This is a genomic window from Synechococcus sp. CC9616, from assembly GCF_000515235.1.
Classification (GTDB): domain Bacteria; phylum Cyanobacteriota; class Cyanobacteriia; order PCC-6307; family Cyanobiaceae; genus Parasynechococcus.
In genome coordinates, this window is sequence record NZ_KI911558.1 from 1625499 (window position 1) to 1644258 (window position 18760).

General features: G+C 61.7%; 22 protein-coding genes. 18 read left to right on the forward strand and 4 right to left on the reverse strand.

Annotation, left to right across the window (positions count from 1 at the left end):
* Positions 1–37 precede the first annotated feature (37 nt).
* From SYN9616_RS0109535 to SYN9616_RS0109560, 6 genes are read left to right on the forward strand one after another with little or no spacing between them, the layout of a single operon-like run.
* Positions 38–1186: an NAD(P)/FAD-dependent oxidoreductase gene (locus SYN9616_RS0109535; RefSeq protein WP_028952874.1), complete on the forward strand. Its 1149-nt coding sequence runs from the start codon at positions 38–40 to the stop codon at positions 1184–1186.
* Positions 1183–2853 (forward strand): GTPase HflX, encoded by a 1671-nt coding sequence (gene hflX, locus SYN9616_RS0109540; RefSeq protein WP_028952875.1) that lies wholly within the window; start codon positions 1183–1185, stop codon positions 2851–2853. Before SYN9616_RS0109535 ends, hflX begins: the two co-directional genes overlap by 4 nt.
* Positions 2854–2856: 3 nt before the next feature.
* The gene (locus SYN9616_RS0109545; protein WP_028952876.1) at positions 2857–4671 is read left to right on the forward strand and encodes an SLC13 family permease; all 1815 of its coding nucleotides are present in this window, start codon (positions 2857–2859) and stop codon (positions 4669–4671) included.
* A gap of 41 nt (positions 4672–4712) precedes the next feature.
* The gene (locus tag SYN9616_RS0109550) at positions 4713–6122 is read left to right on the forward strand and encodes a TrkH family potassium uptake protein (protein ID WP_028952877.1); all 1410 of its coding nucleotides are present in this window, start codon (positions 4713–4715) and stop codon (positions 6120–6122) included.
* Positions 6123–6146: 24 nt separating this feature from the next.
* Positions 6147–6851 (forward strand): TrkA family potassium uptake protein, encoded by a 705-nt coding sequence (locus tag SYN9616_RS0109555; protein WP_028952878.1) that lies wholly within the window; start codon positions 6147–6149, stop codon positions 6849–6851.
* A gap of 4 nt (positions 6852–6855) precedes the next feature.
* A complete protein-coding gene (locus SYN9616_RS0109560; RefSeq protein WP_028952879.1) occupies positions 6856–7995 on the forward strand; it encodes an anhydro-N-acetylmuramic acid kinase in 1140 nt (379 codons plus the stop codon).
* 1 nt (position 7996) lies between these two features.
* Here SYN9616_RS0109560 and SYN9616_RS0109565 read toward each other — a convergent pair whose 3' ends face one another.
* Positions 7997–8290 (reverse strand): hypothetical protein, encoded by a 294-nt coding sequence (locus tag SYN9616_RS0109565; RefSeq protein WP_028952880.1) that lies wholly within the window; start codon positions 8288–8290, stop codon positions 7997–7999.
* A 158-nt stretch (positions 8291–8448) separates the two neighbouring features.
* Here SYN9616_RS0109565 and SYN9616_RS0109570 point away from each other — a divergent pair, with 158 nt between their 5' ends.
* Positions 8449–8814: a hypothetical protein gene (locus SYN9616_RS0109570; RefSeq protein WP_028952881.1), complete on the forward strand. Its 366-nt coding sequence runs from the start codon at positions 8449–8451 to the stop codon at positions 8812–8814.
* A 49-nt stretch (positions 8815–8863) separates the two neighbouring features.
* Complete coding sequence (locus tag SYN9616_RS0109575) at positions 8864–9094, forward strand: hypothetical protein (protein WP_028952882.1); 231 nt, start codon at positions 8864–8866, stop codon at positions 9092–9094.
* On the opposite strand, the gene SYN9616_RS17700 is transcribed toward SYN9616_RS0109575, so the two are convergent.
* Positions 9072–9242, reverse strand: a complete 171-nt coding sequence (locus tag SYN9616_RS17700) for a hypothetical protein (RefSeq protein WP_198015169.1) — start codon at positions 9240–9242, stop codon at positions 9072–9074. The two genes, SYN9616_RS0109575 and SYN9616_RS17700, sit on opposite strands and share 23 nt — an antisense overlap.
* A 92-nt stretch (positions 9243–9334) precedes the next feature.
* On the opposite strand from SYN9616_RS17700, the gene SYN9616_RS0109585 reads away from it, so the two are divergent.
* On the forward strand, positions 9335–11059 hold the full coding sequence (locus SYN9616_RS0109585) for an ATP-binding cassette domain-containing protein (protein ID WP_028952883.1): 1725 nt from the start codon (positions 9335–9337) through the stop codon (positions 11057–11059).
* A gap of 116 nt (positions 11060–11175) precedes the next feature.
* Entirely contained in the window at positions 11176–11349 is a 174-nt protein-coding gene (locus tag SYN9616_RS17705) for a hypothetical protein (protein ID WP_198015170.1), read from the forward strand.
* Between the two features lie 6 nt (positions 11350–11355).
* Here the strand turns inward: SYN9616_RS17705 and SYN9616_RS0109595 are convergent, their stop codons facing one another.
* Positions 11356–12516, reverse strand: a complete 1161-nt coding sequence (locus SYN9616_RS0109595; protein ID WP_084218333.1) for a trypsin-like peptidase domain-containing protein — start codon at positions 12514–12516, stop codon at positions 11356–11358.
* 132 nt (positions 12517–12648) lie between these two features.
* Between SYN9616_RS0109595 and SYN9616_RS0109600 the strand changes: the two genes are divergently transcribed.
* The 8 genes from SYN9616_RS0109600 to SYN9616_RS0109640 all read left to right on the forward strand — a co-directional run bounded on the left by SYN9616_RS0109600 (position 12649) and on the right by SYN9616_RS0109640 (position 18426).
* On the forward strand, positions 12649–12921 hold the full coding sequence (locus tag SYN9616_RS0109600) for a DUF2973 domain-containing protein (RefSeq protein WP_037991457.1): 273 nt from the start codon (positions 12649–12651) through the stop codon (positions 12919–12921).
* Positions 12922–12979: 58 nt separating this feature from the next.
* Complete coding sequence (locus SYN9616_RS0109605; protein ID WP_028952886.1) at positions 12980–13363, forward strand: hypothetical protein; 384 nt, start codon at positions 12980–12982, stop codon at positions 13361–13363.
* A 232-nt stretch (positions 13364–13595) separates the two neighbouring features.
* The gene (hrpB, locus tag SYN9616_RS0109615) at positions 13596–16112 is read left to right on the forward strand and encodes an ATP-dependent helicase HrpB (RefSeq protein ID WP_028952887.1); all 2517 of its coding nucleotides are present in this window, start codon (positions 13596–13598) and stop codon (positions 16110–16112) included.
* Positions 16113–16203: 91 nt separating this feature from the next.
* A complete protein-coding gene (locus tag SYN9616_RS0109620) occupies positions 16204–16350 on the forward strand; it encodes a chlorophyll a/b-binding protein (protein ID WP_028952888.1) in 147 nt (48 codons plus the stop codon).
* A 77-nt stretch (positions 16351–16427) separates the two neighbouring features.
* Complete coding sequence (locus SYN9616_RS15630; RefSeq protein WP_156918754.1) at positions 16428–16673, forward strand: hypothetical protein; 246 nt, start codon at positions 16428–16430, stop codon at positions 16671–16673.
* Positions 16663–17826 carry an exodeoxyribonuclease VII large subunit gene (xseA, locus tag SYN9616_RS0109630; protein ID WP_028952889.1) on the forward strand — a complete coding sequence of 388 codons (1164 nt, stop codon included), beginning with the start codon at positions 16663–16665 and terminating at the stop codon, positions 17824–17826. The genes SYN9616_RS15630 and xseA overlap by 11 nt, the downstream gene beginning before the upstream one ends.
* Positions 17823–18077: an exodeoxyribonuclease VII small subunit gene (gene xseB, locus SYN9616_RS0109635; RefSeq protein WP_028952890.1), complete on the forward strand. Its 255-nt coding sequence runs from the start codon at positions 17823–17825 to the stop codon at positions 18075–18077. The genes xseA and xseB overlap by 4 nt, the downstream gene beginning before the upstream one ends.
* Complete coding sequence (locus SYN9616_RS0109640; RefSeq protein ID WP_028952891.1) at positions 18070–18426, forward strand: DUF2834 domain-containing protein; 357 nt, start codon at positions 18070–18072, stop codon at positions 18424–18426. The genes xseB and SYN9616_RS0109640 overlap by 8 nt, the downstream gene beginning before the upstream one ends.
* Here SYN9616_RS0109640 and SYN9616_RS0109645 read toward each other — a convergent pair.
* Positions 18402–18755: a hypothetical protein gene (locus tag SYN9616_RS0109645; protein WP_028952892.1), complete on the reverse strand. Its 354-nt coding sequence runs from the start codon at positions 18753–18755 to the stop codon at positions 18402–18404. The genes SYN9616_RS0109640 and SYN9616_RS0109645 overlap by 25 nt on opposite strands.
* Positions 18756–18760: the final 5 nt, after the last annotated feature.

Below are 18760 nucleotides of genomic sequence, written 5' to 3' on the forward strand. Positions count from 1 at the left end.
GACTCTGCCTATGGTTCCAGCAGATCGAGCGTCGCGGATGCTGCAGGAGCCGTTACCCACCAACAGTTGCTTGATCGTGGGTGGTGGATTCGGTGGACTGACGGCAGCGCTGTCACTTGCTGAACAACAACCCCGCAGGCCTGTCGTTCTGATTGAACCCAGGCAGCAGTTCCTCTTCCAGCCCCATCTCTACGAACTACTCAGCGAAGAGCTTCAGGCATGGGAAGTTGCTCCTGCCTACAGGGATCTGCTCAGCAATCGGGGCATCAGCTGGATTCAGGATCGGGTGGTGTCGATCAACTCGAGCGCGCAGACCGTCAGCACCGCAGCAGGACATAAGTTCCACTGGGAGCAGCTGCTGGTGGCCTCTGGATCCGGTCCGAATGATTTCGGCATCCCAGGAGTCAAAGACAACGCCCTCGGTTTTCAGAACCTTGATGACGTTCATCAGCTGAAGCGTCTGATTCGCGAACTCCGCCGGCAACGCCTCAACAATGCGTCTCTCGTCATTGTTGGAGCAGGTCCAACCGGCGTGGAACTGGCCTGCAAACTGGCTGATCTGCTGGAAGGCAGAGCCCGCCTGCATCTGATTGAACAGGGCGCAACAATCCTGCCGAACAGCCCGGCCTTCAATCGCGAGCGTGCGGCCGCGGCCCTGGAGCGTCGTGATGTGACGGTGCACCTGGAGACGGCGGTGACAGCCGTGACCCCAACCAGCATTGAGCTCAACAGCGGCAACCCGCTCGCTCATCACGGCCTGATTTGGACCGCAGGCAGCCGTCCGAATCTTCCCGACATCTCGCCAGCTCCTGCGATGGCCAGAGGACGGTTGGCGATCGATGCTCAGCTGCGCCTGGTGGATCAACCATCGGTGTTCGCCATTGGTGATGTGTCCTGCTGCGAAAGCGAACCATGGCCGAGCACAGCCCAGGTGGCGATGCAACAGGGGGTGGCCGTTGCCCGATCAATCCAACAGCAACAGCTGGATGAGCACCCCACAGCCTTCCGCTTTGAAGACCGTGGAGAAATGCTGAGCCTTGGCATTGGTGACGCCACACTCACCGGCATGGGCATCACCCTTGCAGGGCCACTGGCCTTCGGAATTCGCCGAGCGACCTACCTCACAAGGCTGCCAGGACTGTCACTGGGACTGCGTGCTGCAGGCGCCTGGCTGCTGGGTCGTTGAAACAGGCTCAGCTCGCCGGCCGCACCCGAGGACTTCGCCCCAAGCAACATCGCCAGCTGGATCGGCTGAGCCATCGGCGTCATCCCGAAAGCGTCGGGGCTGATCTGCTCACCCTCGAACGGCTGGCTGATCTGGCAAAGGAGCTGGAACAACCGCTGCATCTCGTTCTGGATGGACGCGGGCTTTGTCGACTGCTCTGGGTTGGACCACTGTCCAGCTCCGAATCCCTGCTGCAGCATCTGCCGGAAGCCCCACGTCGCCAGGCAGGTGGCTGGAGGCTGGTGAGCTGTTGCCATCAGCAGCAAAGCCTGCAACCCAACGCAAAAGACGCCGTGGTGGCTCTCGACCTCGCACCGCGGAGCTGGCTTTGGTTCAGTGATCGCCCGGCACCGGATGGTCAGCGTCCTGCGGCGCTGCTGCAACCGGAGCCGGCAGAGTCCTGCGGCTGGTGCGAACTCGGTCGCGGCGACCTGCGCCAGCTCTGCCAGGGAGAGCTCGATCCCGGTGTCAGCGCAGCGGCGCCACACCAGGCTGTGACCGACGGCACGGAACGGGTCCTGCTGCTGACTCTGACAACGCGCGACAAGACCCGTAGCGAACGCGACCTTTCGGAACTGGAGGGACTGGTGCGCAGCGCTGGCGCCAGACCTGTCGCGGTGATCCGTCAGCGGCCTGGACAGACCAACGCCCAGACGGTCTGGGGGACAGGGAAGCTGCAGGAAGCGGCTCTGGAGGTACGGCGCAGCCAGGCCTCGCTTGTGATCACCGACCGGGAGCTCACCCCGGTTCAGTCAAGAACCCTGGAACGGCTGCTGGACTGCCCCGTGATGGACCGCAGCGAGCTGATCCTCGACATTTTCGCCCAGCGAGCTGGCAGCGCCTCAGGACGGCTGCAGGTGGAACTGGCGCAACTGCGCTATCGCTTGCCGAGGCTGCTGGGCCGCGGCCGCAGTCTCTCCAGACAAGGCGGCGGCATCGGCACCCGGGGACCTGGTGAAACCCAGCTGGAAAAAGATCGACGTGCCATCTCCCGCCGGATCGAACGATTGCTGCGCGATCTCCGGCAGCTCAGAGAACACCGCAGCCGCTTGAGAGAACAACGCCGGGCTTTGCCCAGGGTGGCCCTGGTCGGATACACCAATGCCGGCAAATCAAGCCTGCTGAATGCTCTGTGCTGTCGGCGGGAGAACCACCGGGTTCTGGCGGAAAACAAGCTATTCGCCACTCTGGATCCCACCACACGGCGACTGGAACTGCCCTGCAGTGGAGCGGCTCCCAACACACTCCTGCTCACCGACACGGTGGGCTTCATCCGAGATCTGCCGGAACCTCTGGTCGAAGCCTTCGGGGCCACTCTGGAGGAAACACTCGATGCGGACATCCTCCTCCTTGTGGTCGACCTTGCCGACCCGGACTGGGCACACCAGCTGAACACCGTGCATGGATTGCTCGACTCACTCGGCAGTCGGAGCTTCCGCCAGGTGATCGCCAATCAGATCGATCGCTGTTCCCTGGATGCCATCGATTCCATTCGTGGTCAGGAGCCCAGCTGCCTGTTCCTTTCAGCTCTGCGTGGAGATGGCCTGCTTGGACTGCAGCAGTGGCTGCATGAGCAGTTTTTTGATCCGGGGGCAGAATCAGGCGTAACAGCCGATCGGCTCACCTAAGGAATGGCCCAGCTGATCAGCACGCTCCAGGACCCCCAGGCCCTGATCAGCCTGGCCGTGCTTGTTCTGGCAGTGGTGCTGTTCATTTCAGGAGCCTTGGCTCCTGAACTCACGGGTCTGCTGAGCGTCGGCCTGCTCATGGCCACAGGTGTTCTGGGCCCGAAGGAGGCACTGGCCGGATTCGGCAGCCCAGCACTGATCACCTTGCTGGGTCTGTTCCCGGTTTCAGCAGCCCTGTTCAAGAGCGGCGCCCTCGATCGTTTGCGGGCACTGATCGCCTCGGAGCGAATAAGGACCCCCCGCCGCCTGATCGCCCTGATGGCGTTCGTGATCGCTCCCGTTTCAGGCGTTGTCCCGAACACTCCGGTGGTGGCATCCCTGCTGCCGGTGGTTGAGAACTGGTGCCATCGCCGCGGCCTCTCCCCATCCAGGGTGTTGCTGCCGCTCTCCTTTTCAACGGTCCTGGGGGGAACCCTCACCCTGCTCGGCAGCTCAGTGAACCTGTTGGTGAGCGACATCAGCCAACAGCTGGGCTATGGATCTCTGGAGCTGTTCAGCTTCACCCTGATCAGCCTACCGGTATGGCTGACGGGGGCTGTGTATCTGGTGCTGGCACCCAGGGTGCTGCTGCCGGATCGTGGCAGCGACGGAGATGACCTGGCCGTGAGCCCCGAACGGAGCAGTTACTGCACGGAAGTGACCATTCCCGTGGATTCGGAACTGGTGGGTAGCTCGCTGCACAACAGCCGACTGCAGCGACGCTTCGATGTGGATGTCCTGGAGCTGCAACGCAGCGGAGAACGGCTGCTCCCCCCTCTCGCCGACCGCCGTCTGCAAGCCGGCGACCATCTGCTCCTGCGGGTGACCCGACAGGATCTGCTGCGGCTGCAGCAGGACCACACCGTCCAGCTCACAACCCAGAAGCAGGACGTCGAAGCCAGTCTTGATGGAGCCAGCAGCGGTCAGAAAACCGTTGAGGTTCTGTTGCCGGCTGGGTCAACCCTGGCGGGAGCCAGCCTGCGGGAGCTGCGCTTTCGACAACGGCACAACGCGACGGTGCTGGCGCTGAGACGCGGGCAGGAGACCGTGCAGGAACGACTGGGGCAGGTGGTTCTTCGCGAAGGGGACGTGTTGCTTCTGCAGGCCCCTCTGGATTCGATCCGAGGCCTGCAAGCCAGCAACGATCTGCTTGTGCTGGATCGGCTGGAGGATGACCTGCCGACGGTCCGACGCAAACCTGTTGCCGTCTCGATCGCCATCGGCATGCTGCTGCTACCAACCCTGACGCCCGTCCCGCTGGTGGCGTCGGTGCTGCTGGCAACGGTTGCAGTGGTGGCGAGCGGCTGCCTGCGACTGGGCGAGCTGCAGAGGGCAATTCGCCTGGATGTGATTCTGCTGCTGGGATCCCTGACCAGCTTCAGCGTCGCCCTCCAGAAAACAGGGCTTGCGGATGCCCTCGCCACAGGCCTGGAGCAATGGCTGATGGGCTGGCCCAGCTATGGGTCGCTGATGGTGCTGTTCATCGGCACCACCTTGCTGACGCAGGTGATGAGCAATGCGGCCTCCGTGGCTCTGCTGGCACCGGTGGCGGTTCAGCTGGCACCAAGCCTGTCTCTGCCACCCACCGCCATGCTGATCACAGTGTTGTTCGGCGCCAGCCAGTCGTTCCTCACCCCCGTCGGCTACCAAACCAACCTGATGGTGTTCGGCCCTGGCCGCTACAGGTTCCTTGATGTCACCCGTTACGGCAGCGGACTCACGCTGATCATGACCCTGCTGGTCCCGGCGCTGGTCCTCTGGCGTTACGGACCAACCTGATCAACACTGGTTCCTCTCGTGATGATCTATCCCTGACCCACGTGCCCCTCCGTAAGGTCCTCACACGCAGCCAGGCTTGGCAACGGCGACTAACGGTGCCGCAGTTCACCGTGGTCACGGGACTGCTGGTGATCCTGCTCGGCACACTGCTGCTCGCGACACCGCTTTGTTCAGGCGCTCAGGTCGGTCTCTGGGAGGCCCTGTTTACAGCCACATCCGCGATCACGGTCACCGGACTGTCGATCATCGATGTGGGCACTGATCTCACCGGCTTCGGCCAGGGGGTGCTCGCCGTGATGATCCTCGCTGGAGGGCTGGGATTGATGGCGATCACAACGTTTCTGCAGGGATTCGTGGTGAAGGGGACAGGTCTGCGACGGCGTCTAGACCGCGGCAAGGCTCTTGATGAATTCGGCGTCGGCGGCGTCGGCAGAACCTTCCGCGGCATCGCCCTCACGGCTGCCGTTCTGATCCTCATCGGCGCCACGCTTCTTTACGGCTTCGGTTTCAGCGATATCCCCGATCGTGGCGAACGACTCTGGGCCGCCCTCTTCCACAGCATCTCTGCCTACAACAACGCCGGCTTCGGACTCTGGAGCGACAGCCTCGAGCGCTACCGCAGCAACGGCTTGGTGAATCTGGTGATCATGCTGCTGATCGTGATGGGCGGTCTTGGCTGGCGGGTGACCAGCGACATGGCCGGCCAGCTGCTGAGCCGACGACGACGACGGCTCAGCCTCCACACCCGTCTCGTCCTGAGAACGTCGATTCTGCTGGTGCTGATCGGAGCCATTGGACTGATGCTGACGGAATGGCTCAACAGCGGGCAGAATTTTCTGACATTGCCCTGGTCGGAACGATGGCTTGCGGCGCTGTTCCAGTCGGTCACAGCCCGCACCGCGGGCTTCAACACCGTGCCGATCTCCGTTGAGACCATCACCGAATCAGGCACGTTGCTGGTCATGACCCTGATGTTCATCGGCGCCAGTCCAGGCGGAACTGGCGGTGGCATCAAAACCACCGTGGTTGCTGCCCTTATGGCCGCAACGCGCTCCACCCTGCGCGGCCGCGATGCCGTTGTGATCCGCAACCGTGAAATCTCAGAAAAAGTGGTCCTGAGGGCCGTCGGCATCACGGTGTCCTCCCTGCTGTTCGTGTTGGTGATGACCCTTCTCGTCAGCTTCGCCAGCAACTTCAACGGCCGGGATGACTTCACCTTCCTGGCGATGCTGTTCACCTGTATCTCCGCCTTTGCCACGGTTGGGCTGGACATGGGTGTGACCAGCGAACTGAGCCATTTCGGCCAGGGGGTTCTGCTGGTGGGAATGTTTGTCGGACGTCTGGGGATCTGGTTGCTGCTGAGTGCGGTCTGGGACGCGATGAGCCAGGAGCAAAATCATCTCCATCGTCAGAATCGAATCGGTTACCCACACGAAGATCTGTATGTCTGATCAGGCACTCAAGGGGCACCCGCGATGAGGGATTGGTGGAACTGGAGCCCACTGCAGGGCAGTGAGCGACTTGGGTTCGCTGTGATTGGCGTGGGCCGCTTCGGTATCGCCGTCTGCCGGGAACTGATGCAGAACGGAGCGGAGGTGCTGGCGGTGGATCGCTCATCACGGGCCGTTGATGAACTGCGGCAACTGGAACCCGCCATTGAGGCAAGGGTGGTGGATTGCACGGATGAGGAATCGCTGCGCGAGGCCGGCGTGCTCGAGATGGGAACGGTCGTGGTGGCGATGAGCGAACCGATTGAGGCGAGCATCACCGCCACCCTCATCGCCAAAGACAGCGATGGCAGCCGGGTGCAGCAGGTGATCGCAAGGGCCACCAGCGATCTGCACGAAAAAATGCTGAAGCGAGTCGGCGCTGACCGCGTCATCTTTCCCTCCCGCATGCAGGGCGAACGATTGGGGCGGGAATTGATCCGGCCCAACCTGATGGAGCGCCTCAAGCTGGACGAGACCCATGGCATCGAGGAGATCAAGGTGCCGGAACTCTTTGTTGGCCAGTCACTCCGGGATCTCAATCTGCGCAAGAACTTCCGCGTGAATGTTCTGGCCGCGGGCCCGCAGCGCAGCCTCACGGTCAATCCACCCGCATCGCACGTGCTGGAGCAGGGGCATCTGCTCGTGGTGATGGGGCTGATGGAGGACCTGCAGAAACTTCCAAGGACCTGAGCTGATGCGCTGCCTCGGGCTGATGAGCGGCACGAGCGCCGATGGCGTGGACGCGGTTCTGGCTGAGTTCCGGGGGTCCAGCCATCAGCCCCGCTGGAGCTTGCTGCAGCATCACTTCGTCCCTTACCCAGCCACGCTTCAAGACGGGATCGTGCGCGCCGGTCAGGGAGATCCAATGCCGGCTGAAGCCTGGCTGGACCTGGCAGAAAGCCTCACCGAAGTGCAGGCCCTCGCAGCCAAGGCCTGCGATCCGAAAGACAGCGCAGCTCTGGTGGGATGCCATGGGCAGACCGTGTGGCACCGACCACCCAGCCAACAGCGCCGCGGCGCCAGCTGGCAGCTGTTGCAAGCTCCGCTGCTGGCTCGCCTTCTGAACCGCCCAGTAGTGCATGACTTCCGGGCCGCAGACCTGGCTCTGGGCGGCCAGGGGGCTCCCCTGGTTCCGCGAGCCGATGCCGCCCTGCTCGGTGGGATCGAGGGCTGGCGAGCTCTGCTGAATCTTGGCGGCATCGCCAACATCACCCTGATTCCGCCAAGAGGGGGGCCGGATTGTGATGCCCCCGTTCGGGGCTGGGACTGCGGCCCTGCCAACAGCCTGATCGATCTCGCGGTCAAACGATTCAGCCAAGGACGTCTTGGGTTTGATCAGGACGGTGCCATGGCTGCAGAGGGGCTCTGCCATGAGGAGACCGTTCAGGCCTGGCTGCAGCATCCCTATCTGCAGGCCGCACCTCCCAAATCAACGGGCCGGGAGCTGTTCGGCGGGCATGACCTGGACCAACGCCTGAGGCAGCTGGGCGGGCAGTCAGACACTGATGTGATCGCGACGCTCACCGGCTTCACAGCCGCCCTTGTGGCGCAGGATCTGGAGCATCTTCAGGCAAGGGAAGGAATCAGCCCCCTTGAGCTGGTGGTCGCTGGAGGCGGACGACGCAACCCGACGTTGATGAAGGAACTGCGGCATCGTTGCCTGGGGCTGCAGCTGCGCAGCAGCGATGAACTTGGACTGGCAGCGGAAGCCAGGGAAGCACTTGTGTTTGCCCTGCTGGCCTGGTGGCACCTGCGACGGCATCCCGCCAATGCTCCAGCCATCACCGGCGCGCAGCGGGAGACCGTTCTGGGGGTCCTGGTGAGACCGGACTGAATCAGCGCGGGCGCTGCAAGCGCAATCGGCGGGGCGCTCCACGCAGGCGACGCGGCTGCTGGGCTTCCAAAGCAGAACGGAAGCGCTCCTCCTGAGACACCACCGGTTTGGACACGGACTGAGCCTGCTCCTGGCGCTGCACTCCCTGCTGGATCAGCACGCGCGCCATGTTGCTGACCGTCCTGGACTCCTGCTCGGCCAGCCACGTCAGACGCTCACAAAGATCCTCAGGCAGAACCACCTGGATCCGGGGGGATTTGGGCTTCCCGCTGGAGGAGGTCTGACGCGTGGGCACGCCCGGTAGCCAAAAGGGTCTTTGTTAGTGAGAAGTGTACAGAGGTGGTCAAGGGTAGTATCCATGACTATGCTGTCAGCACTGAATCGATGGCGCGACATCCCGGAGAGCCGATCCGAACGGACGCTCCCTCACGCCATGCCTCCCCGGAGTGCCTCATGACCCCATCCGCCTCCTCGTCAACACGTCGCAGCCAATCCACAAAAAACCGCTCGACAAACAGCGGTTCATCAAAGAGCCGTTCATCGAACAGCCGTTCATCGAACAGCCGCTCATCAAGCAGCCGGAGGCGGCGCAGCTCGGAGACCAGCGACGTTCTGGTGTCGGCGGTCATCAGCACCTACCTGCTGACCCATCTCCACCATGTGTTGCAGCGCGCCGAGTACGGCGCCGCCCAGGAAGGGCGCTCAGGCCAGGCCTCGAACTTTGCAGAGCTCCGCAAAGTTCTCTGTATGGACGCGCGCAGCATGGAAGACGCTTCGGCGCTCGGGCAGCTCGACGAGGAGATCGATCAGGCCGCCTGATGCCAGTCGGGTCCTTCATGAATACGGTTTTCACAGAGGCCAGACCGTGATGTCCAGCAACGCCGCCGAGCTTTACGAGCGGATCAAAAGCAATCCCGAACAAACCCAGGCCCTGTTTCGTCAGGCTCTGCAGGATCCGGCGGGCGCCATGCTGTCGATCTGCAGCCTTGGCAATGAACTGGGTTTACCTGTCACAGCGGATGAGGTCAAAGCCCATCTGGCGAGCGTTGATGATGCCGACACCAGCCGCTGGGTGGTCAAAGCACGTGGGGGACTCTGAGATCTGGCGTCGTGCGAATCGACTGGTCTCCTGAAGGGTCGCGTCGCTCATAACCACCACCTCCAGCCCAGCTGAAAAAAAGCCAGTAGCTGACGAGCGCCAGACCAGCAGCCACAACAACCGCTGCCAGCTGCTCAAGTTTCAGCATGGCGTGGACGTCTCAGGATGTGGGTCCAGTTTGCAGGGCAAACAACAAGACTGAGCCCGAGAGGGGATGATGGACGGCCATGAGCCCTTCCGGTGCTTCGACTCGAGCGCGTCAGCAAGATCTATCCAACCGGTGAGGTGCTGCGTGATGTCACCTGGGAGGTCAAATCCGGAGACCGCATCGGCCTCGTTGGCGTCAATGGCGCCGGGAAATCCACGCAGTTACGCCTGATCGCAGGCCATGAGGAGCCCAGCAGCGGACAGGTGGTCCGCCAGGGAGATCCACGCATCGCTTACCTGCAGCAGGAATTCGATGTGGACCTCGATCGCACGGTGCGGCAGGAACTGTTCCAAGCCTTTGGCGAGGCCGCTGAGGTACTGAATCGCCAGAGGCAGGTTGAGGAGGCCATGGCTGGCGAGCGGGCCGCAGACGATCCCGATCACCTCGATGCCTTGATCCACGAACTGGGACAACTGCAGAACCGCTTCGAATCGCTGCATGGCTACGAGCTCGAGGCACGCATCGACAAGCTTCTGCCGACCATCGGATTCACGCCAGAGGCCGCTGAAAGGCCTGTTCGCGACTATTCCGGGGGCTGGCAGATGCGGATCGCCCTGGGCAAGATCCTGCTTCAGGATCCCGATCTGCTGCTGCTGGACGAGCCCACAAACCATCTGGACGTGGAAACGATCCAATGGCTTGAGGGGTATCTGCTGGAGCAGAGCGCTGCCCTGGTGGTGATCAGCCACGACCGGGCCTTCCTTGATCGGGTTTGCAATCAGATCGTGTCCACCGAACGGGGCATCTCACGCAGTTATCTGGGCAATTACACAGTTCATCTGGAACAAAAGGCCCTGGAGAGGGAAGCCACCCAGGCGGCCTTCGATCGCCAGCAGAAGGAAATCGCCAGCCAGCAGGCTTACATCGATCGCTTCCGAGCCAGCGCCACCCGCAGCACCCAGGCCAAGAGCCGGGAAAAACTGTTGGACAAGGTTGAACGCATTGATGCCCCGGTCGAAACCGTCTCCGGACCGAGCTTCCGCTTTCCGGAAGCCCCTCGCTCTGGTGCCCAGGTGGCCTTAATCGAGAACCTCACCCACAGCTACGGCGAGAAAATTCTGTTTCTGGACGTAGCCCTCGAGGTGGAGCGGGGAGACCGGATCGCCTTCGTTGGTCCGAACGGAGCCGGCAAATCGACCCTGCTGCGGCTGGTGATGGACCTGGAAAAGCCTGATGAAGGCTTTGCCCGGCTTGGTGAGCACAACGTGGTGGCCCGTTATTTCGAGCAGAACCAGGCGGAAGCGCTGGACCTCGACAAAACCGTGATCGACATGATGTTTGAAGCGGTTCCGGACTGGACTCAGACCCAGGTGCGCTCGCTGTTGGGGAGCTTCTGCTTCAGCAACGACTCGGTGTTCAAGCAGGTGGGACAGCTGAGCGGCGGAGAGAAAGCTCGGCTTGCTCTCGCCCTGATGCTGCTCAGCCCCTGCAATCTGCTGGTGCTGGACGAACCCACAAACCACCTCGACATCCCTGCCAAACAAATGCTGGAGGAAGCGCTTCAGGCGTATGAGGGGGCCGCTTTGTTGGTGTCCCACGACCGATATTTCATCTCCAGAGTGGCCAACCGGATCGTTGAACTGCGCGATGGAGAGCTCGTGCTCTACCGGGGCGGATACGACTACTACCTCGAGAAGAAAGAGGAGGAAAGGCTGGCTGCCGATGAACAACGCCTGGCCAACGAACGCGAAGAGAAGCGAAAAGCGAATCGCGCCAAGCAGAGAGACCGGAAAGACCGCCGCAAAAAGGCGGCATGACTGGCGTCTGACGACCTGGCAGGGGAAAACTTCACAGCAAATTAGGCAGGAAAACTCAATTTCCTTTACCCGTTTGTTTGGTGTGCATAGGCTGACAAAACCAATCCCTAGACATGATGAGCAAGGCGCATCGCTCAGGTTCAGGACAAGGTCCGAGGGGCCTGTCAGATCAGCACGACCAGACCTGGGATGCCGTGGAGACCTACTTCGAATGCATCACCACCTGCTCCCTGAACGATGGTGATTGCATCACACGCTGTGTGGAGCAGCTGAGGGATTCCGAAGCCTGATCGTGTTCAGGGACGACTAAGGGAGCTCATATCCACTGGCGTCAGGCTCACATCCAGAGTTGAGCCACCGCGTCGGACTGTGACGATGAGCGCATCACCGATACCACGCCGCTCAATCGCGCTCACCACAGCTGCGGGATCAGCCATCGAGGTGCCATCGATCGCCACAATCACGTCCTCTTCACGCAAGCCGGCAAGAGCAGCCGGTCCACCAGGCTGAACCGAGCGGATCACCGCACCGGGTGGGATAGCAGCACCAGGCGTGGATGCGGGGACAGGCGAGAGACCGATGCCAATCATCGGATGACGGGCTCGTCCTGTTTCAACCAACTGCTTGGCGATCGCGCGTGCCCGGTTGATCGGAATGGCAAAGCCAAGGCCTGCCCCAGGCCCGGTGCGAACCAGGGTATTGATCCCGATCACCTCGCCATCGGCGTTGAGCAACGGACCTCCTGAATTACCAGGGTTGATCGCTGCATCGGTCTGAATAAGATCAAGACGCTTCCCGGAAATCCCCAGCTGCGACACATTGCGGTTGAGATTGCTGACAATCCCGAGGGTGACAGTGTTTTCAAGGCCGAACGGGTTGCCGACGGCAATGGCCCAGTCGCCCACCTGCAGACGATCGGAATTGCCAAGACTGGCCGTTGGCCAGGGCCCTTTGCCTTCAAGGCGCACGACAGCCAGGTCCGTGAGGGTGTCCTTGCCGACCACCCTTCCAGGGACCCGTCGCCCGTCAGCCAGACCCACCATGAGCTGATCGGCGTTGTCCACCACGTGGGCATTGGTCAGCAGCAAGCCCTGCGAATCGAAGAGAACGCCACTGCCCTGGCCTCGCTGCACCTGGGACGACGGCGCCCTTTCTCCCTTGAGACCGAAAAACTGGCGAAACATTGGATCCTGCAGCAGGGCAGGGGGAAGCCCGTAAACAGAGCTTGTTGGCATGCTGCGCGTGGTCTCAAGGGTCACCACAGCTGGACCGCTGCGCTGGACCGCCGCGGCCACAAAGGACTGCCGCGACAACGCGGCGGTTGCTGGACGGGCGATGGCAGTCCGCAGCGGAGGCAACAGCTGAACCGAGGCACCACCCGCTGCCAGAAGACCAGCAGCAAGACAGCCGCGCAGGAGATTTCGGCGCAAAAAACGGCGGTTGAGAGGCATCGGCATTCGGACGTGTTGATCGGACGCTACGCAGACCGGAACAGGGAAAAAAGACGGAGAACCGTCAAATCTGTGACCGTGTGCAACCGGGGCCGGGCTTTGGCGATGATGGTGGTGTCGGACGAAGGGCCGCCCGCCATGCTCAGCTCTCTGTTTCCCCTGCTCTATGGAGCGGTTTTCGTTGCCCTGCTCTGGCAGGCATTCCGCGTGATGAGCAAAGGGTTCCGAGCCGCTAGCGCACCACTAGATGGACCGCCTTCCTCAACGGGGGGAGACCGCACTGGCCAGGTCACCGTGCATCCGGAACTCCTTGATCAAGACGGTCGCATCACGGAAGAGGATCTGCTCACGGTCCGCTTCAGCAGCGATGACGACTCGGCTGGACCAGGCTCGGGACCGGGCGCCGAATAAATTAGGGAGTCGGTGCCTAGAAAAGCACCATCCCGGAACTGTTGAGAGGCCCCACCGAGTGGATCAGAGAACACGCATCGTCGCAGCGGTGATCAAGAGCCTGAAACTCCCGCCCCGCTTCCGGTTGCGGCTGCTCAAGGAGGATCCTGTACGGCTGGAACTGAGCCTCACGCCGGCCTACGGCAAAGACCCAATCCAGGTGGGCCTCGTGGAATCGTTGGATCTGGTGGCGCGCCGTGATCGCGAAGGTCGCATCCCTCGCGATCTGCAAGGCACTTGGGACTGGACCGTGCGCCATGGACAGGTCAACACCGGAGGCTGGAATCCCTACCTGAAGGAAGCCCTGCAAACCATGTTCGAAACAGGATTGCCAGCGATCGTGTTCGAAGAGCTCACCGGCGAGGAGTACCACCCGGTGGATGGCACCCGCCACGTGCGCTGAAGCATGTGAAGGCGTGCAAACCACTACAGCGCCGACCGAGATTCGCGATCTAAAACGGAGTGATTGCGGCCTTTAAGAAAGTCTTCATGGCCAACCTCTCGTTCACTCCCGGTCCGCTGATCTCACTGCTGACAGCCTTCGGCGCGATCAGCAGTTTGCTGTTACTTGGCGTGCTCAACCTCGTTCACTGATCAGATCCTCTGAAACAAGATCACTGCTGTAGCGAGTCGGCTTGACGGCCTTTCCGATCGAATCGCTGTTGCCACATCTCTGTGAGCAGCTCAGGCCCGGCAGCACCGTGTTGTTGCAGGCTCCGCCCGGCGCAGGAAAAACCACCCGTGTGCCGCTGGCTCTGCTGGGGGCGCTCGGTCCGATGGGCAAAGCCGCACCGATCCAAGGAGACATCTGGATGGTGGAGCCCAGGAGACTGGCCGTTCGGGCTGCTGCTGAACGCCTGGCGGACAGCCTGAATGAACCGGTGGGACATCGGATCGGCTTCGCGATCCGCGGGGAACGCCGTCGCTCGGCGCAAACCCGCATCGAAGTGCTGACCGATGGCCTGTTCCTCAGGCGCCTGCAGGCCGATCCGGCTCTGGAAGGCGTTCAGTGCGTGCTGTTCGATGAATTCCACGAACGTCGACGCGACGCCGACCTGGGGCTGGTGTTGCTCCGTGAGGCGCGACCGTTGCTGCGACCGGACCTCGCCGTGATGCTGATGTCCGCCACGCTTGATCTGTCGGACCTCAGACAACGTCTGCCAGAGGCCTCCGTTCTTGAAAGTGAGGGTCGCTGTTTCCCCGTGAAAACGGTGCACCAGCCCCCCCGCCTGCAGGAGTCACTGCCCCGGCAGGTGCTGCGAGCGATCGAAAGCCATGCTCTCTCGCTGCCCGACGGAAGCGGCGTGCTGGTGTTTCTACCTGGAATGGCAGAGATCCATCGGTGCCGCGATCTGCTGCAGCGAACGGACAGCCTTGTGGATTGGAGTGTGGTGTGTCTGCACGGCCAGCTGCCTCTGGAGGAACAGTGCAGGGCCCTGCAGGGCTGTGATCGCCACCACTGCGGGCAACTCATCCTGGCCAGTGCCATCGCCGAAAGTTCAATCACCCTCAGCGGGGTACGGCTCGTGATCGACAGCGGTCTCAGTCGACAACTGCGCTACGACCCAAGCAGCGGAATGGAGGGCCTCGAGACCGTCCCGGCCAGCCTCGCCAGCGCGGATCAGCGTCGCGGACGCGCAGGCCGTCAGGGTCCTGGACGCTGCATTCGCCTGTGGTCGCCGGCCAACCAACAGCGGCGGCCACAGTTCAGCCCCCCGGAGCTCGGGCTGGCCGATCCCCAACCGGTTGTTCTGGAACTGGCGACATGGGGGTGCGGCCTTGGAGACGATCTGCCCTGGCTGGATCCGCCTCCGCGGCCTGCTCTGATCAACGGCCGCGATCAACTGATCGCGCTGAAGGCACTGGAGCCTGATGGCAGGCTCAATGCACGTGGTCAGATGCTGGGACGGCTCGGGGTTCACCCCCGACTGGCGTTGCTGATGCTGGAGGCACGACGCTGCGGAATGCCAGAACTGGGCTGCGATCTCGCCGCCATCCTCAGCGAGCGGGACCCACTGCCCTGGCGTGATGTCGGCTGCGACCTCGCAGCCCGTCTTGAGGCCATGCGTCAGCAGAAGCAGTTGGCTGCTCTCCGGCTGCTCAGCCGGCAACTGCATCGACAACTGGACAAGCTGCCCCAAGAGCGCGACGACCGCCAGCCCGAGATCTCCGCAGCTGAACTCATCCTCAAGGCATTCCCTGAATGGCTGGCATTAAAACGATCGGACCGACCTGGACGCTTCCAACTCCGCCAAGGACGCGGTGCCCGTCTTGACGAACAGGACCCGCTGATCAATGCCGAGGCCCTGGCGGTGGCACGCCTGGACCTGGGACAGCGCGACACCAGGATTCAACTGGCACTCCCTCTCAGCCGCAGCACTGTTGATCGATTGGCGGACGAGGAGGGGAGCTGGGAAGACCTTCTCAGCTGGGACGAGCAGTGCCAGCGAATCCGCTCAGAGCGGACACTGAACCTCGGCGCCCTGACGCTGCGCCGTGCACCCCAGCCAGCACCAGACGGGCAGGAGTGCCGCGATCTGATCATCGAACGCCTGCAACGGGGCGGCACGCTGGAGGTGCTGAGCTGGTCCCCAGCGGCAGTGCAGCTACGCAGACGCCTGGATCTTGCTTATCGACAGTTGGGATCACCCTGGCAACCGAAGGATCCCGACGTCTTGCTGGCCACGCTGTCCAGTTGGCTCGGGGATGCCCTTGAGGGTTGTCAAAGCTGGAACAATCTCGATGCCACCGCTTTGGAACATGCTCTCTGGGGGTCGCTGGATTGGTCGCAACGGGAGGAATTGGAGCGACTGCTTCCCACGCGCCTGTTGATTCCAAGCGGTCGATCCGCGCAACTGACCTACGAAGAGGATGGGCAGATCGTGCTGGCCGTGAAATTGCAGGAAATGTTTGGCTGTGAAACGGGCCCGACCGTTCTGCTGGGACAGCTGCCAGTGACCGTGGAACTGCTCTCCCCTGCAGGACGCCCCCTACAGAGAACGTGTGATCTATCGGGTTTCTGGCATGGCAGTTACGCCAGTGTTCGCAAGGAGATGCGAGGGAGATATCCAAAACATCCATGGCCGGAGCAGCCCTGGGCAGCCCAGGCAACGGCGGGCACGAAGCGGCAGAGTGGACGCATGAAAGCCTGATTCGCGGATCACTAATTCGGGTATCCGCAATCACTGGCAACAAATCTCCAACCTTTGTTACATTTGCCTCAACCCAACGGTTCTTCAACCCATGTCCGACAACACTCAGGCCCGCTTCGGTTTCGTGAACTTCGCAGAGACCTGGAACGGCCGCCTCGCCATGCTCGGTTTCGTGATCGGCCTCGGCACTGAACTGCTCACCGGCCAGGGAATCCTGTCCCAGGTTGGCCTCGGCTGATCAGCTTCTGGTCCGACAGAAGTCTGTTTCATTCAAAACAGCACAAGACCTCATCGGATTTTCGGTGAGGTTTTTTTGTGGCGAATTCCCCAACCGAATCCCACCAACGATGCTTCAAAGTGGTGGGTGGCACCTCAAGGATGAGCTTGGCACCGCTTTACGTTCAGAACCGACGCGATGGATCCAGGCTGCTGAGCAGTGCGCTTGTGATCTTCTGCGTCGCCCTGACCCAAAGCCACCGATCCTGGGGGGGAGCATTGGCTGTGATCAGCGGTTTGGTCTGTCTTTACTGGGGCTTCGCATACCGTCGCCTTGATCGCTGACCCAATCCCGACCTATTCAGTCTGCGAGCTGAACTCGGCCATTGGCAGCCTGCTGGAACGGGGTTTTGCACCGCGCTTCCTGGTTGAGTGCAGTGTCTCAAAACCCCAGTTGAAGAAAGGCCATCTCTGGCTCACCCTCACCGATGGTGACGCCACGATTTCAGGGGTTGTCTGGGCATCAAAGCTGAAACAACTGAACTATCGCCCCGTGGATGGTGATGGGGTGATTGTTGTCGGAAAACTGAATTTCTGGACCGCTCGGGCCAGTCTCAACGTGCAAGTGCTGGACATCCGTCCCAGCCTCACAACGGTGTTGCGGCAGTTTGAAACCGTTCGAGCACGCCTGCTGGACGCCGGCCTGCTTGATGCAGACCGAAAACAGCCACTGCCGCAGCAACCCAGAACCGTGGCAATCCTCACCAGCGTGCCGAGCTCTGCGCTGGCGGACATGCTGCGCACAGCGCGGGAACGCTGGCCGATGACGACACTGATCGTCGTGCCGATCCCGGTTCAGGGACCCGTGGCAGACCAGATCCGGGAAACCCTTGCCGCTCTGAGCGCTCGCCATCAGGACTTGCAGCTGGATGCTCTTGTTCTGGCCAGGGGTGGCGGCAGTCGTGAAGATCTTGCGGTCTTCGACGATGAAGGGCTCTGCCGTGATCTGGCGGCTTGTCCACTGCCGGTCGTGACCGGGCTGGGACATGAGGACGATCTCACGGTGGCGGATCTGGTTGCAGACCATCGCGCCGCCACGCCGACCGCCGCCATGGTCAGCTTGCTGCCCGATCGCCAGGAGGCATTGAGGGGGCTGCAGCAGCGCAGGCAGAGCCTGCACAATCAAGTCCAAAACAGGATCTCTCGGGAACAGCAACGCCTCGCGGACAAACGCCTTCAACTGGCCGAGCAGGCACCAGAGCGCGCCTTTCTACACCTGAAACAGGAGCTGTCCCACAGACAGCGGCTGCTGCAGGCGCTTTCACCCCAACGATGGCTCAAACGGGGACTGGCCATTGTGAGCGACGCGGAGGGGGCCACGATCAGTTCGGTTCAGGATGCAGCTGCTGGAGATCAGCTGATCATTCAGCTTCAAGATGGTGCTCTCGATACCCGCGTGAACGCTGTTCTCCCATCTTCTGTTAGCCCTAACCCATGAGCAAAAGCCTCAGCACCCAACTGAAGAGCTGGCGTAAGGATGCTGCAACGCTCAGCTACGAGGAATCACTGACCGCGCTCGATCTGTTGCTGGAAGAACTGCAAAACGATGCGGTGCCGCTGGCAGATCTTCAACAGCACTATCTTCGAGGCCAGATTTATCTCGAGCGCTGCGAAGGCCTGCTGCTCAAGGCCGAACAGAACGTGGTGCAGCTCAATCCCGACACCCTCGAACCTCTTGATGATGCGTAAAGCCCTTCCCTGGATCTATCTGCTGCTCGCTGTCCTGGGCGCTGTTCTTCCCTGGCGAGCGAACCTCGAGTTCATCGCAGAGAGCGGTCAGACCTTTGATCTGCAACGCTTCATCAACGATGCCAATGTCACAGCCGCTTCACGCTCCCTCTCGGCGGATCTCCTCATTGGTGCCTCAGCGGTGAGCATCTGGATCTGCACGGAAGGGATCCAGCAGAAGATTCGGGGCTGGTGGGTTGCGATCCTGATGAGCTTTGGAATCGCATTCGCCTGCGGTGCGCCCTTTTTTCTATTTCTGCGCGAATGGCAGTTGCAAGGACGCGTTCAGGATTCCGATTCTGCATCTTGAGCAGTGATGTCGATCGTGACCTCACTGGCAGGGACTGAACGGCTTGCCTGCGCTCCTGCATCAGCCCCAGATGCAGCTGTCTGAAGTGACGCACCACACACTCCACAGTGGGACGACTGGCCAAGCGAGGTGGAGCCGCAAGCAGGACAGGTGACCAGGCGTGATCGCAGGATCTTCCAGCCAATCCAACCCACGCCTGTGAGCACAAGAGGCAGAGCAATCAACACAAGAACCACTCCTCCCGCCAGATCAAGGAGGACACGACCGGCTGCAGTCGGCAACAAGAGGAGCAATAAAAGCAGCCAGAGCAGCGCGGGTGGTCGATTCATCGACG

Coding starts and splice junctions, on each gene's coding strand:
- SYN9616_RS0109595 (WP_084218333.1), bottom strand. CDS start 12,516: ATGCCGATGCCTCTCAACCGCCGTTTTTTGCGCCGAAATCTCCTGCGC.
- SYN9616_RS0109640 (WP_028952891.1), top strand. CDS start 18,070: ATGCGTAAAGCCCTTCCCTGGATCTATCTGCTGCTCGCTGTCCTGGGC.
- SYN9616_RS0109560 (WP_028952879.1), top strand. CDS start 6,856: ATGCGCTGCCTCGGGCTGATGAGCGGCACGAGCGCCGATGGCGTGGAC.
- SYN9616_RS0109545 (WP_028952876.1), top strand. CDS start 2,857: ATGGCCCAGCTGATCAGCACGCTCCAGGACCCCCAGGCCCTGATCAGC.
- SYN9616_RS0109645 (WP_028952892.1), bottom strand. CDS start 18,755: ATGAATCGACCACCCGCGCTGCTCTGGCTGCTTTTATTGCTCCTCTTG.
- SYN9616_RS0109535 (WP_028952874.1), top strand. CDS start 38: ATGCTGCAGGAGCCGTTACCCACCAACAGTTGCTTGATCGTGGGTGGT.
- SYN9616_RS0109570 (WP_028952881.1), top strand. CDS start 8,449: ATGACCCCATCCGCCTCCTCGTCAACACGTCGCAGCCAATCCACAAAA.
- SYN9616_RS0109600 (WP_037991457.1), top strand. CDS start 12,649: ATGCTCAGCTCTCTGTTTCCCCTGCTCTATGGAGCGGTTTTCGTTGCC.
- SYN9616_RS0109555 (WP_028952878.1), top strand. CDS start 6,147: ATGAGGGATTGGTGGAACTGGAGCCCACTGCAGGGCAGTGAGCGACTT.
- SYN9616_RS0109620 (WP_028952888.1), top strand. CDS start 16,204: ATGTCCGACAACACTCAGGCCCGCTTCGGTTTCGTGAACTTCGCAGAG.
- SYN9616_RS17705 (WP_198015170.1), top strand. CDS start 11,176: ATGAGCAAGGCGCATCGCTCAGGTTCAGGACAAGGTCCGAGGGGCCTG.
- SYN9616_RS17700 (WP_198015169.1), bottom strand. CDS start 9,242: ATGCTGAAACTTGAGCAGCTGGCAGCGGTTGTTGTGGCTGCTGGTCTG.
- xseB (WP_028952890.1), top strand. CDS start 17,823: ATGAGCAAAAGCCTCAGCACCCAACTGAAGAGCTGGCGTAAGGATGCT.
- SYN9616_RS0109575 (WP_028952882.1), top strand. CDS start 8,864: ATGTCCAGCAACGCCGCCGAGCTTTACGAGCGGATCAAAAGCAATCCC.